The 13,948-nt window shown below is 62.0% G+C and carries 12 protein-coding genes; 4 read left to right on the top strand and 8 right to left on the bottom strand.

The annotated features are described in order from the left end of the window. Positions 1-105: 105 nt before the first annotated feature. Entirely contained in the window at positions 106-1,323 is a 1,218-nt protein-coding gene (locus IE243_RS16665; protein ID WP_191320530.1) for an ABC transporter substrate-binding protein, read from the bottom strand. A gap of 908 nt (positions 1,324-2,231) precedes the next feature. Here IE243_RS16665 and IE243_RS16660 point away from each other — a divergent pair. Continuing rightward, positions 2,232-3,215 (top strand): glycosyltransferase family 2 protein, encoded by a 984-nt coding sequence (locus IE243_RS16660; RefSeq protein ID WP_191320529.1) that lies wholly within the window; start codon positions 2,232-2,234, stop codon positions 3,213-3,215. Between the two features lie 140 nt (positions 3,216-3,355). On the opposite strand, the gene IE243_RS16655 is transcribed toward IE243_RS16660, so the two are convergent. From IE243_RS16655 to IE243_RS16625, 7 genes are all read right to left on the bottom strand, one after another. After that, positions 3,356-4,336, bottom strand: coding sequence for a glycosyltransferase family 8 protein (locus IE243_RS16655; RefSeq protein ID WP_191320528.1), 981 nt, complete (start codon positions 4,334-4,336; stop codon positions 3,356-3,358). 18 nt (positions 4,337-4,354) lie between these two features. After that, positions 4,355-5,236, bottom strand: a complete 882-nt coding sequence (locus IE243_RS16650) for a glycosyltransferase family 2 protein (protein WP_191320527.1) — start codon at positions 5,234-5,236, stop codon at positions 4,355-4,357. Positions 5,237-5,259: 23 nt separating this feature from the next. After that, entirely contained in the window at positions 5,260-6,729 is a 1,470-nt protein-coding gene (locus tag IE243_RS16645) for an oligosaccharide flippase family protein (RefSeq protein WP_191320526.1), read from the bottom strand. Beyond that, on the bottom strand, positions 6,726-7,886 hold the full coding sequence (locus tag IE243_RS16640; protein ID WP_191320525.1) for a glycoside hydrolase family 5 protein: 1,161 nt from the start codon (positions 7,884-7,886) through the stop codon (positions 6,726-6,728). Before IE243_RS16640 ends, IE243_RS16645 begins: the two co-directional genes overlap by 4 nt. Beyond that, positions 7,883-9,172, bottom strand: coding sequence for a polysaccharide biosynthesis/export family protein (locus IE243_RS16635; RefSeq protein ID WP_191320524.1), 1,290 nt, complete (start codon positions 9,170-9,172; stop codon positions 7,883-7,885). Before IE243_RS16635 ends, IE243_RS16640 begins: the two co-directional genes overlap by 4 nt. Positions 9,173-9,249: 77 nt before the next feature. Beyond that, complete coding sequence (locus IE243_RS16630) at positions 9,250-10,038, bottom strand: sugar transferase (protein WP_244643235.1); 789 nt, start codon at positions 10,036-10,038, stop codon at positions 9,250-9,252. A gap of 30 nt (positions 10,039-10,068) precedes the next feature. Further along, complete coding sequence (locus IE243_RS16625; RefSeq protein WP_191320523.1) at positions 10,069-10,389, bottom strand: hypothetical protein; 321 nt, start codon at positions 10,387-10,389, stop codon at positions 10,069-10,071. A gap of 153 nt (positions 10,390-10,542) precedes the next feature. Here IE243_RS16625 and IE243_RS16620 point away from each other — a divergent pair, with 153 nt between their 5' ends. The 3 genes from IE243_RS16620 (at position 10,543) to IE243_RS16610 (ending at position 13,878) form a co-directional block, all read left to right on the top strand. Beyond that, positions 10,543-11,586 (top strand): Wzz/FepE/Etk N-terminal domain-containing protein, encoded by a 1,044-nt coding sequence (locus IE243_RS16620; protein ID WP_280514604.1) that lies wholly within the window; start codon positions 10,543-10,545, stop codon positions 11,584-11,586. A gap of 119 nt (positions 11,587-11,705) precedes the next feature. Then, entirely contained in the window at positions 11,706-12,470 is a 765-nt protein-coding gene (locus tag IE243_RS23970; protein WP_191320521.1) for a WecB/TagA/CpsF family glycosyltransferase, read from the top strand. Positions 12,471-12,474: 4 nt separating this feature from the next. Further along, positions 12,475-13,878 (top strand): O-antigen ligase family protein, encoded by a 1,404-nt coding sequence (locus IE243_RS16610; RefSeq protein ID WP_191320520.1) that lies wholly within the window; start codon positions 12,475-12,477, stop codon positions 13,876-13,878. Positions 13,879-13,948: the final 70 nt, after the last annotated feature.

The raw sequence follows: 13,948 nt of genomic DNA, 5'->3' as shown, positions 1-13,948 counted from the left end.
AGCGATGGTCCGAACCATCTTTCAGAAAACCGCTTTGCCGAAGAGTTGCCGGCCAATCCGCAAGCAGGGGATGGGGCGAAATACGCCCCATCCAGGGGCCGGCGTTCAACCCGCAGCGGTCACCTTGTCGCCGAGCACCCAGTCGCCGTCTGTGTATTTGCCCATGATCAGGGCGTTGAACGGCGAATAGTCGGTGGGCTGGGTTGCATAGGAGATGCCCGGCAGAAGGGCTGGAGTGGTCAGGCCCTGCAGGTTGGTGGCCTGACGCAGCAGGTTCTCGTGCGTCAGCTCATCGCCACAGCGCTCGAGAATCTGGTGCATGAGCACGGCGACCCCGTAGCCCAGAAACGCCGTCGAGTTGTCAGGCGTGATGTTTGGCAACCGTTTGGCGCGAAGCGCCTGCCAGGCCACCACGCCAGGATCATTCTCCCAGGCCTTGCTGCCAATCTGCTTGACATAGTGCGCCGCCACAATGCCCTGGGCGGCCGCCTTGCCCGCAGCATTCAGAATGGCTGCGCTGGTCGAGGTGCTGATCAGAACCTGCTCGGCCTTCCAGCCCAGCTCATGCGCCTTCCGGATCGACTGGGAAGCGGCTTTTGCGGAGGCGCAGTTGTAGAATATGTCCGCGCCAGACTGGACCAGCTTCAGCATTTGCGAGTCGACCGTCGCGTCGGTCAGATCGTAGTGCGCTTCGGCGACAATCGCGCCCCGGTCACCGAGCCCTTCGCGGAAGGCCTTCACATAGTCACGACCGAATTCATCGTTCTGGTACAGGGTCGCAATCTTCGCGCCCGGCTTCCGGGCAGCGACATAGTTTGCCAGAATCCGGCCTTCGATCGAGTAAACAGGTATCCCCGGCGTCGTGTACGGGAAGTTTTTCGGATCATTCCAGCGCGGAGCGCCCGCATTCAGCAGAAGCTGCGGAATTTTTTTGCTGTTCAGATATCTCTGGACGGCGGCCTGCGTCGCTGTGCCGAGCGAACCGAACAGGCCCAGCACCTCTTCCTGCTCGACAAGACGCCGGGTGGCCTCCACCGTTTTCGGGGCGCTATAGGCGTCATCAAGGGAGATGAACCTGATCTTGCGGCCATTCACGCCGCCCTTCTCATTCAGCTCATCAAAATATGCAGCCTGAGCGAGGCCAACTGCGCCATAAACCGAGCCCGCGCCACTATAGGGAAGCGTCTGGCCGAGGCGGATCTCGGCGTCGCTGGCGCCCTTGTCATACTTCTTGACCCCAGCGGCCTTCGCCGCTCCCCCACGCAAAACCAGCCCTGCGCCAACCGCGCCTGCGCCAGCCAGCAAAAACTTACGTCTGTCCATGTCGTTTCCCCCAAAAGGAAGCCCCATGCGTCACGCGGTAGGTGACGCCGTAAAGCGTTGATTGCACGATTTAAGCGCGAATTTAAAGCTATCGATTGATAGGGTCATTTTTGCAAGCGCACGCCACGCCAGATCGTCGTCTGGCTGAAGCGCTGACGCAGGATGCCGGCGTCGGCCATATCGCTTATTCAGTGGGAACGGCCGCCAGGCAAGGCGTGCGAACGAAACCTTGCAGTTTGAAATGGACGTCGACATTCTCCAGATAGCGCGACTGATGCGGAAGCAGGGCGCGCAGCCCGAATGATGACATGAACGGACGAACAGCCCGGCGGCGATCAGTGGCCGTGAATTTTAGATGGCATACATGTTTGATATTTTTTCAAACTTTGATTCTATGATTACATCGCCAATTTTCAGAATTATGAAAAGTATATAGAAAGATATTTGTGCTGAATGATTTCAATTCTATATTTTTATAATTGTAGTCAACGGATTTTTATCAAAATTGGAGGAAAATGCTCTGATCGATTGCAGCGATGATTATAAAAACAATGATAGATCACTGCGTATCAGGCCATGCTCTCGCGAGCGCCGCCGTTTTTCCGGGCGGCCGGACCTGCAAGTCCATGCGCCGGCGCCGGCGCCGACGCCCGGTCTGGCGACGCCATGACGGCGCTTGTTCATCCAGACCAGTTTTGCAGGAATGTATTCTAGCTCCGCTTCAGATTTGTCGGGCGGAGTGGCGCGGTCTCGCAAGCACGGTCAAGGTTCATGCGCGGATGATGATGTATATCCGTTCAACCCGCCAGAGGCTGACGTGCCGGGTGATGGAGCGACACACAATCCTGCCGTCCTTGCGGGTTAAGGGGAATGATCAACGTCACTCTCCGTAAGGAAAGGTTCGATAGTTGCCCGATGTTTCGTTCCTGATCGCCGCATTCAATGCTGAACACACTCTTGAAGCGGCTGTCGCGTCGGCGCTGGCGCAGCGCGATGTCACGGTGGAGGTCATCATCGTTGATGACGTCTCGCGTGACGGCACCCTGTCAAAAGCGCGGGAGCTGGCGCGCAACGAGCCACGGCTCGAGGTGCTGGCGCAGCAGCGTAATATGGGGCCTGCGGCGGCGCGCAATCGCGCCCTGGCGACAGCGCGCGGCGACTGGATAGCCATTCTGGACGCTGACGATTATCTGGCGCCGGAGAGAAGCCGGACGCTTGTCGCACTCGCGCAAGAGCGCGGCAGCCAGATCGTCGCCGACAATCTTGTGCGGTTCCGGGATGATGCCCCAGAGATCGTCTGGCCGCTCCTCCCGCAACGTCATGACGATGTTCCTTATGACGTCGATCTTGTCGATTATCTCAATTGCAACCGAATGACCGGCGGCGACTCCACGCTCGGCTATCTCAAGCCAATGTTTTCAGGGGAATTCCTTCGGGAGAATGGCGTTATCTATGAAGAAGGGTTGCATATCGGCGAAGATTTCAACTTCGTCCTGAAGGCCCTTTGCGCGGGGGCGCGTTTCACGATTGCGCCACATACGTTCTATTTCTACCGCGCCGTGACCGGTTCCTTGTCCCGCCGTCTGTCGGCCGCTGACATCGAACGCCTTGCAGCCGCGAATGACAGCCTTCTTGATGAACGGCGAATGGAGCCCGGGTTGCGCAGGGCAGCGGCGGCCTATCGACGTGCGGCCTGGGACCTGGCCGCCTATTGTGAATTTCGCGCCGCTGTCGGACAGCGGCAATGGCGGGCGGCCCTGGAGCGGGCGACGGCGCCGCGGTTGTGGGGAACCATGGCGCAGATGCTGGCGCATGCGGCGCGCCGCAAGCGCGCCCAGCGTCTTGCCGCCGGACAGGCCATGGGCGCCCAACGTCGCCACCAGCAAGGCTGAGCTTGCAGGAAGGTTAAGGCCCGGGGCGCCTTCCGGCCAGACGGAAACGTCTACTCAAGCAGACTTCACCCGGAGCAGGAAAATCTGGGGCGTCTTCCGATCGATACTGACCGGACGCCGCCCCGGTTTGGTCTCCGCCCTCAACGGGACGGGCCGGCCCTGTACATCTCCGCCGCCATCTTTGGCCGGAACAGCTTGCGCATTGTCCGGAACGCTCCTGGCGCGCGCCAGCGTAATCCGGTTTTCAGTTGCAGAAGGCGCTGGCTGGCGCTTCGCGGCTGGGCCGGCGCCGGCAACAATGCTGAGGGAACGCCGGATGCCTGGGCTGCGGCGAAGAAACGGGCGCTATAGTGGACCCGATACGCAGAGTTCCAGGGTTTGAACGATGTGGTGTAGTGGATGACTGCCGGTCTGGCGCGGCGTTTGTCATAGGCTGCCCGGTCGAGCCCGAGAAACCCGGCCGGGACGTCTGCGCAGCGCGGCTGCCAGTTCCATTTCAGGTCAAGAATATGGGTTTCACCGCCCAAGGCCATATTAAGCGCATCCTGATCCATCCAGGCCAGTTCATGCGCGCGTTGTGCGAGCACATCCAGGACCCGTTTTTCGCAATTGCGCGCCCGCCATCGCTCCATATCGATCAACAGCACGCCCGAATTGAAATAAAACTGGTCTTCGGAAAATCCGGTCTGGGTGAGGTTCAGGTGGAAGGGATCTGGCGCAGCAGCCAGCGTCGCGTCTCCCATGTTGGTTTGCCAGAGGGGCGTAATATCTTCACAGGCGATCGTATCGGCGTCGAGGTACAATATCCGCCGGTGCGGGCGGTCGATAAAACGTTGGAGGATCAGGCGAATATAGATACTTCGACTGAACTGTCCCGTGACGGGCAGATCCTGAAACAGTTGATCGGGGAGGTCGACGAAGCGCAACGAGCATCGGGGATGTCGCGCGAGCACCGGAGCGAAGGCTGCCTCCGAGAGCGCCGGATCACGCTGAAAGGCGGCGATGGTCACCTCGAAGCGCGCGCCTGGCGCGTTGTCGAACAGCGAGCCAAGCGAAACAGCTGCCTGAGGGACATAGGCGTCGTCAATGCAATAGAGCACGGCGACAGGGTCAGCAGACATGGCGCATCCTCCTTGCGATCATCCCCGGACCTTCAATCCCGCATGGGGCGGCTGGGGCGTATTGATCAGGAAGTTGCGCGCTGCGGCGGCGAAAGCGTCCAGAAGATGACGCGCCGACAGCTTGCGGCGCGAGACGAAATAGCCGCCGACCAGCAGTTTGCGCACGAACTCGAACATCAGCGCCGGTCGCTGCCCGGCATGGCGCGCCAGTACGATCAGCGCGCCGCGGTAATATTTGGCGGCTGACGTCAGATCCGGCTCGGGGTGGGCGATCAGGGCCCGGTCAACCAGGCCGGCGCGACCGGCGGCCAGCAGGGCGCGAATGGCGTAATCCGTGTCTTCAGCGCTGCCGTTGACCGTTCCAACGCCAAGGTCTGGCGCGAAACCGCCCACGCGCAGAAATGTTGTTCCGCGGATAAACAGGCTGTTGGACGTGGTTAGGCGGACGATGTCGCTGACGGCGGCCTGTCTGACCTCTTCCGTGGCGACGGGGGCGTCGTCCGGCTGCCGCGCGACGCGACAGATCATCACCTCAAGATCCGGCAAAGCGGTAAAAATGCGGGATAACGAAGTCCCTGTATGATCGGGATACCAGCAATCGTCGTCGGGGAAGCCGACAACGTCATCATAACCGGGCGTGGCCTCCGCCAGCGCGGCCTCAATCAACTGGTTGCGCGCCGCGGAAAGCGGGCAGCGGTCGGAGATCGCGACCAGACGGCAGCACGGGGGGGCCTGTTCGCGTAATCTGGCGAGGCTGGTCGGCGGGCAGTTCTGCAGGAGCAGATAGAGGCGGATATCCGCGCCATTTTGAACATTGCGCCCAATGGAGGCAAGCAACCGGGTGAGTTCCCGCTCTCTGCTCCCGGCAAGATCTGTCGTTGAAAACAGGATCAGGGCCATGGTTTTTCTCCTCGTTCAGATATTCACCATTGCGCAAACAACACCGTTCCGGCTCCAGTCCGGCGCAAAACCACGCCATATGCGAACAGGGCGCAGACCAGGATCGTTGCGCAGGTCGCCGCCCAGTCCGCGAAGGTCATGGCCGGCGCCATGACGGCAAGCAATGCGAGCGCCCCGACGGATGCGAAGGGCAGGAGCACCGCGAAGGCCAGAGTGCTGCGTGTGAAGGGGAAGGCCTGGCAGGCAAGGCGCGCGAGCGCCAGAAGCGCACAGAACTCCGCAACCGCCATGACCAGGACGAAGACTTCCAGGGTGCTCCCGCCATAGATGGAAATCGCTGCCGGGAGGATCGAGACGGCGGACAGGATCGACCCCCAGCTGATCAGCCGGGTGACGCCGTTCGCATAGGCTGCGGGGGCGGGCAGCAATGTCAGGATCTTGACCCCAACGCTCAAGCCGGTCAGGCACATGAACAGGCGCGAAGGCTGGTACAGCGGGCCAAACACCAGCCCAAGCGCGCGATCGCCCAGCAAGGCAAGGCCCCAGCCGTAGAGGAATGCGATGGCGGAAAGGCAAAGCGCCCAGGCGTCGAGCAGGGGGCGGGCGCCCCGGCCCTGATCGCGCTGCTCGACGAACAGCGGCAGGAAAGCGTTGGTCAGGAAGCGGGCCAGGATGCTGCGCGGCAGGGTCGCGGTGCCATAGGCCACGTTATAGAGAGCCAGTGCAACCGGCCCAAGCATGGCGCCGACCAGCAGCCGGTCGCAGGTCATCAGCGCCACGGCCGCGCCATTGATGAGCAGGGGACGTCCGAAAGCCGCTGCTTCCCGCGCGGTTTCCGGTTGCCATCCCAACCGGTAGGGGACAGGCGACAGGACATGGGAAAGGAGCAGCGTCATGCAGGTGCTGGCGATCATGCCAACGATCATGGCCGCCATTCCCGCGCCGGTGAGCGCCGCCACGAGGGTTGCGACAAGCCCAATGGTCTGCGCCGAGGCAATAACCACGGCTTCGCGTTTGAACGCATAGCGACGGACCATTTCCTTGACGCCGAGATTCTCGAAACCGCGCAACAGCACGACCGGGCCGAGCAAGGCGTAAACCCAGTGAGAGGACCGGGCGTCGAAGACCTGGGCGAACAGCGGCGAGAGGCCGATCAGGATGAGCGCCAGCACGGCGGAGCGGATCAGCGACATGCTGTGCAACGTCGCCAGCGCCTCCGCCGATGGCAGCTCATCCGGCTTGCGGATGGCAAAGACAGGCAGGCCGAAATCTGAAAGAACCTCGATCAGCCCGAGAACGACGGCGAGCGAAATGGCGAGGCCGAACTGCCCGGGGGGCAGGAAATGGGCCAGCGCAATATTGCGCAACAGGGGCGCGAGCGCCTCCACCAGATTGGCGAGCAGGAGCGGCGTGCTCGAAGCAAGTTTATGGCCGGTGCGCTGGCCTGCGGGGGCGGCCAGCTCTTCGTCAGCCGTGACGGTTGAATGGCTCATCCGGGCGTCCCTCCCAGAGCCCGGAGCGTCGCGTCGTCGAAGGCGCGGTTGTCTGGCGACACCAGACCAAACGCGGCGCTGTTGTCCCAGTGCGCCCAGCCCCAGCCGTATCTGGCGAATGCCGCGCAGGAGGCGGACAACCATCGCAGCCGGGCCTCGCGCGGAGCCTTTAGATAAACTCCGAACTCTCCAACATAGATTGGCGGCCTGCCATGGCGCTGGCTCCATGTCGCCAGCCGGGCGAACGCGTCCAGCATAAACGCCTCGGTGAACTGGCCCCTGGCGATCTGATCCTGCAGGACCGGGCGGTCGGAGGGGGCGGCGGCGGCGCTGGCCTGCTCCGCCGCTGTGGCCGCAACTGGCCAGGTCAGGTCGCGGGTCCGTCCAGCGACGTCCCATGTCCAGTCGGCGCCCTGATGTGTGAAAAGCAATGGCGCGTAATGATGGAAAGTATAGATCAGTCGATCCTGGGCATAGGGTTGACGGCTGGCCAGTTCATCCACGCCGCTCCAGCCGCCGCCATTGACAACAAGCCACCGCAACGGATCGACGCCCCGGATGGCGGACATGATGCGTTCCTGAAGCTTCCACCATGCGTCGTCGCGCAGTGGTTCGGGCTCGTTGAGGAGTTCCAGTGCGAGTTGGCCATGCGCGACTGGCGTCAGTCGTTGCGCCAGCAGGCGCCAGTTGTCGATCAGGCGGCCGGCGCCTTCATCAGTCAGATAGCGGTCCTTGCTGGCGCCGACGGGGTGCATGTCCAGTACGACGGACAGATTCCGGGAGCCAATCATGGTGAGGGCGTCGAGCAGCCTGGTCATGACCGCTTCGTTCAGGGCGGGTTTCCCGGACGTGGCGAACAGGGCGTCGGGCTCGACGCCAAGCCGGACGTGGGTGAAGCCCGCCGCGGCGACGCGGGCGATGTCGGCGCTGGTGACGAACCGGGCCAGGTGATCCGCCCCGTACCCGTTGTGGCTCTGGGCGAACCAGTGGGACAGGTTGACGCCGCGCGACAAGTCAGGCCCCCGGGCGCCGGGAGAAGAGGGGCGCGGCGTGGCCCGGGATCGGACGGCCGAACCGGTTGCCGCAAGGCCAGCCAGCGCGCCGATGGCGGCGCGACGGTTGATCCATCCGGCCCCCGGGCTCCCTCCCGGCCTCATGGCGCCGGCTCCGGCTGCGCCGCAGGCGGTCCGGCGGGGACGTCGGCGGCGAGGGCAACCTCGATGGTGTCGCCCGGTTGCACCGGACTGTCCTCGGAAACGCGCTGTGAACCCCCGCCCGCGGCGGCGGAATGGAAGACGGTGATGACCGGGCTGGCGCCGCTGCCGCGCACCAGTTGCGAGCGGATGACGCCGGTATAGGTGAGCTGTTCGCTGACGGATTGCAGTCGCGATTGCGCCTGCGTCAGGGAGGCCGTGGCCTCTTCAAGGCTCCTGAGGATGCGGGCGCGCTCCTTTTCAACATAGCGGCCAATGTTGCGCTCCGCTTCATCGCGTTCGCGGGTGACATTGGCGAGTTGCACGGTCGTCTGCAACGCCTGGGTCGACGAATAGAGAAACAGGCGCCGTGATTCGGACAGGCGGTTCATTGGCACGACGCCGCGCGCAGAGAATTCTTTCAGCTTCCTGTAGTCAGAATCGTCAACGGAAACGTTTTCCGCATCCCTGTCCTTGCGACTGTTGAGCAGAGTGATCTGCTCGTCGGCAACCTTTACTGCGTTTCGCAGGAAATCGCGCTCGCGATTGAAGGCATTGCTGTCGAGTTCGAGTTGCTGACGGGTGAGATTGCGCAATTGCGCAAGCTGCTCCTGCGGCAATGGAGCCTGGGTCATCTGCTCGAGGGACAGGGACGGCGCGGGCTTTCCGGAAATCTGGGCCAGTTCCTGGCGGAGCCGCCAGATCTGGCCTTGCGCCTGCACATGGCGCAGCCATTGGGCCTGATAGTCATCGCGAAGGCTGGCCGATTTCAGGAACGGATTCTCCGCCCTGAAACGCATGATCTCGTAGCCGCCGGCCAGCGCCACGGCCTGGCGGACGGTCAGCCCCGGCCGGTAGGCCTGCTGTCCAGGGCGGGTGACGTCGCCGTTGAGATAGATCGGACGATACTCGGCGATTGTCAGCGTGATGGCGTCGGGGGAAATCGCGCTGATATTGTCCCGGCCGTCCGGCCCCCGCTGCTGATAGAGTTTACGCGACAGGTCGTCTTTCACGCGCGCCAGAACGGTTTCCAGATCCTGGCCCGCAACTTCGGTTGGACGCATCATCGGCAGCGAAATTTTGCCGTCGGGGTTGACCACGCTTCTGGAGCGGAAGTCCGGCAGGCCAACGACGCCAAGTTCGAGAATGTCGCCGGGCTGCAGCCGGTAGACGGGCTGAGCCTGGGCGCCTGCGTGTGCGACGGAGCAAAAGCCCATGCCAACGGCAATTGCGCAGTTTGCAAGCTTCATGGTTGTGATCCTCATCGCGCGCCGGAGATGACGGCGCCATGGCGCTGTCATCAGCGCGAACATGTGAGCGGATGGATTCAATAGGCCGAGGAACTGAGGAGCATCTCCCGCACTGTCGCTGCAAGTATGCGCAGATCCGTGCGCAGGGAGGCGGTCTGGATGTATTCCAGATCGTAGGCGAGCCGACGCTCCATATCAGCCAGTCTGGGCGTGGCTCCACGGGCGCCATTCACCTGCGCCAGGCCCGAGAGCCCAGGCAAAACGGTGAAGCGGTGCGCGTATCTGGAAATTCGTTTCGTATAATAGGCATCATGCTCGGCCGCGTGTGGACGGGGGCCGACAAGCGACATGGTGCCGTTCAGTACATTAAGAATCTGCGGAAGCTCATCAATGCTCGTCCGTCTGATGAAATGACCGAATGACGTGATGCGATCATCGCCGCGCTGCGCCTGGACAACAGTCGCTGGCGCTTGTTGATGCAGTTTCATCGAACGGAACTTGTAGATGGTGAACGCGCGGCCGCCGGCGCCCGTCCTGGCCTGGCGAAACAGGGCGGGGCCCGGCGAACTCAACCGGATGATCAGGCCGACGGTCAGCAGCAGCGGGCAAAGCACAACCAGCACGGTCGAGGCTATCCCGATGTCCAGCGCCCGCTTCCGGCAAGATATGAGGTAGGGGTTGAACGTTTCATTTCCGGTTTCGACCAGGTTCGCCCTGTTGTTTGGCAGGGCCAGCAACCACGAAGGGTAATCGGAACGCGTATCGCGGATGTATGGACTCATTCCGGGAGTGGTGGTGTTTTTTGTGCTGTTGGGACTGGATTCCCTTTTGTGGCTGATGTTGCTTTGTGATGTGGGGTCCATCATCACCTCCCGAGGGTTGTAGCCTCATGGTTCTCACCGGACTTGTGTCATCGACCAGGTCGCGAAGCTGCGCGACCTGCAAAGCTCAAATCCGTATGACGCATTGCCTTGCAGGAAATGCTTTTGCTCCGCCTGGGCCTGACCCGAATCCAGTGAATCCGACTCATTGGATTCTGACAGCCGGCCTGCGATGTGTGGATTCGGATGCGGAGGGTTGCCCTCCATGTTGTTCAAGTCAATCACGAATTTCAGAATTTGCGCACGATTGCTAACAACTGGATGTGATTTGGTTCGATTTTTTAACAAAAACAGCACGATATCGCGTATGTATTTGGTAATATTTTGTGAATTCAATAAAATTGCCTGATAATAATCAAAAAAAAATCTGATTCTGGCTTATATCTCGCCATAAACATTATTCAGCGTTCGGGCAATGTCTGGAAAATGCCTGAATAACTGAATCTGTAGCTATGCTGCAGAGGCCGCTCACATCAGGATGGCGCGACGATGGATTTACGTTATCAGGGCGGCCCCGCGGCAGCGCGTGACCTGCCCCGTGATTTGCCCAATGACAGCCAGCCGGCGGCGCGAAGCGAGATAGTGACGTCAGCCCGTGTGTTGGCGCGGCGCTGGCCAATGATCGCGACTGTCGCGCTCATCTTTCTGGGCGCTGGCGTCGCCTATATTCGCATGGCGTCGCCCCAGTACCGGGCGGCGGCGCTCGTTTCCATTGACACACGGGCGGATGCGGTCGTTCGCACCATGACCGAGCCGCTGGATTTCAATATCCAGTCAGCCAAGGTCGACAGCCAGGTCGAGATCCTGCAATCGGAAGAGCTGATCCGGAGCCTCGCCGGATCGGTGGCGAAAGACGCCAGCCTTCTCGCCATGCTCCAGCCTGGTGGATTGTCATTGTCGTCCGTGAAAAGTGGCGCAAGGGAGTGGCTGTCGCCAGGCGCCGCGGCGGCGAAAGATGCGGCGGGGGATACGGCGGGAGACCTCGTGCGCCAGTTGCAGGCGCGAACCACGGTCAAGCGGGTCGGCCTGACGCATCTGATCGAGATTTCAGCCCGCGCCGCGACCCCCGCCGCCGCAGCCCAGATCGCCAATGCCTATGCGCGCGTCTTCATTGACGATCAGCTGAAGCGTCGCGAGGAAATCGCCCGCCGGACCAGCCAGGCGCTGCAGGCGCGCGCCGATGAATTGCAGCACAGCGCCCAGGTCGCCCAGAATGCGGTCGAACAGCTCAAATTCTCCGGCTCGCCGCAGGATGAAAATTCGGCGGCAGCCCGGGTGAGGCTGCAAACCCTCGAAAGCACGGCGCGCGCCTACCGGGATGTGCACGACCGGTTTCTGGCGCGCTATGTCGAAACCTGGCAGCAGCAGTTTCTGTCCGTGCCGGAGGCACAGATCGTCAGCCGGGCCTTTCCCCCGGGTGCCAAAGCCTGGCCGCGCGCGTTGTTGATACTTTCGGCCCTCCTGCTCGTCGGCGTGTCGTTGGGGTCGGTCATGGCGCTCGTTCTGCGCCGGTCGGATAGGCATTTGGGATGAACTGGCCTTACCGGAAAAACCCCAGCCACAGGAGGGAGCAGCCAGGGGCAGTGTGATCACCGGGGGGCATCCGGCAGGCCGCGAGGCGGATTGCAACACTGGCGACGAAGGAGAATCCTGTGCTTACCAGCGTCGACATCCTGGGGGTTCGGGTCCATTCCGGACCGACTGATGACGTTATTTCCCATATCGATGGCCGCATGAGAGCGGGGCCTGGGCTCCGCGTCGCCTTTCTCAACGCCCATCTGTCCAATCAGTGCGCCCGCGATCCTGCGATGCAGAGGGGGTTGCGGAGCTTCCTCGTTCTCAACGACGGGGTCGGCGTCGATCTGGCGCGTCGGCTGCTTTATGGGGCCAAATTCCGCCAGAACCTCAATGGAACGGATTTCATCACGGCTTTTCTCGACCGGACGACCGCGAACCTGAGGATCTTTTTGCTGGGCGCCCATGCGGACGTGGTCGCGCAGGCGGCCGGGCGTCTGGATCGTGAATGGCCGCGTCACGAGGTGGTCGGATTCCACCACGGGTTTCTCGACGGGACTGACGAGGAGGCTCTGGCCGAACTCATATCGCGGACGCGCCCTGATCTGATGCTCGTTGGCATGGGCAACCCGCGTCAGGAACAATGGATTGCACGTCATATTCCGGAAGTCAGTCCTTGCGCGATGGCGACTGGCGCCTGGTTCGACTTCTACTCGCGGTCAATCCCCCGCGCGCCGCGGTGGGTCCGCGCCATGCGGGCGGAGTGGGTCTACCGTCTCTGCCGGGAGCCTCGCCGGCTTGCGGGGCGTTACCTGGTCGGCAATGGGGTTTTTCTGGTCCGGCTGGCCAGGTGCTGGCTAACCAGGTCCGTCAGGTCCCGTGCCGGCGACAACAGCAGGTGATGACGTGAGCCCCGCCGCAACCCGGGGAATGCTGACGGTTATGGTCGGGGCGATGTTGCTGGCCGTGGTCAGCGTCATCGCCGTCGCCAGCATTGCAGCCGGAGACGTGCTGGCGCTGGCTTGCCTTCTTGCTGCCGCGGCTGCGCCGTTCGGGTTGGTTTTCATTGATCGCGCCGCCGCGTGGGAGGGGCGTGACGCTTACAGGATGGTGATCTTTCTGATCATCGTTCTCAGTGCGGTGTTCCGGCTGCGCGCTATCGACGACAAATCTGTCGACGCCCAGATTTTGCTCAAACTCCTGGCGATCGGTCTTGCGGGGCTGATGGCGGCTGTCGGCCTTGTTCGGGCCGACCCGCTACGCCAGGGCCCTGCGCTCCCCATCTGGTGCGCATTCTTCGCGTATATGATGATGACGTCGTTCATCACGGTCACGCCGACGCTTGCACTGGTGGAGACGGGCTCCAATCTGGCGGCTTTTCTGTTGCTCTACTGTACCGCAGGCTTGCTGGGGCGAGACAATCTGGTGCGGGCGCTGATTGCGTCCTGCTTCATTCTTTGCCTTCTCTCGCTGGGAGCCTACATCGTCATGCCACAGCTTGGGCGCATGAGCGATTGGGTCAATGGCGCCTTCACGCCGACATGGCGCCTGCAGGGCGTCTTTGGCACGGCCAATGCGGCGGGCGGCGCCGCGGCGGTGGGAATCATCCTGACGCTGCTGTTGCCCGTGCGTTCAGGAAGCCGGTTGCTGCGCTTGACAGGACTTGGCGTTTTCGCCCTTTGCCTGCTTCTGAGCAACAACCGCATGGCGATGGCGGGGCTGGGCGCGGCGTTGCTTTACGCCAGTTGGCCCAAGGGTGGCTGGGCGCTCAAACTCGCCATTGTGGCGCTGGCGACAGGATTGATTTTGCTGATCTATCTTGGAGCAGGCGACGGGCTCCTTCAGGTTTTATCGCGTTCGGGGTCATCCGACGAGATCACCAGCGGCACCGGGCGCACCCGAATCTGGGCTGTCGTTCTTGAGCTTTGGTCAGAACAGCCGCTGTTGGGCTACGGCTCCGGCGCGGCCAAATACATCCTGCCCAAAAATCCCCTTCTCTTCACCGCCGCCGCCCATGCCCATAACCTCTTCCTGAACATTCTGTTTTCCGGCGGCATCATTGGCCTGTGCCTGTTCGTCAGCGGTCTGGGCGTCGCAGGGTGGCGGGCGGTGAAGCGGGCAGACCGGCAGGCGCTTGCGCTTTTCATCTTCTTTATGGCCTACGGCATTACCGAGCCGACAATCGGCGGTCTCGTCTCATTTGTGCCGATGGCGTTTTATGCGGCGGTGGTTTTGGCCATCAACCCGTCGCCCGGGCTCGGGTTCGGGAAAACCCGTCCGGGGCAATGCCTTGCAAGGCAAATGCCTTAAATCCGGGTCATTTTAGAGCGGTTTTCGAACGTCTAGAATCATAAGAGGTTCCCCCTTCGCGAGATTTCTG

Source organism: Camelimonas fluminis (assembly GCF_014656355.1).
GTDB classification, from domain to species: Bacteria; Pseudomonadota; Alphaproteobacteria; order Rhizobiales; family Beijerinckiaceae; genus Camelimonas; species Camelimonas fluminis.
Note: the sequence above shows the minus strand (reverse complement) of the source record. Positions and strands in the feature narration are given on the sequence as shown.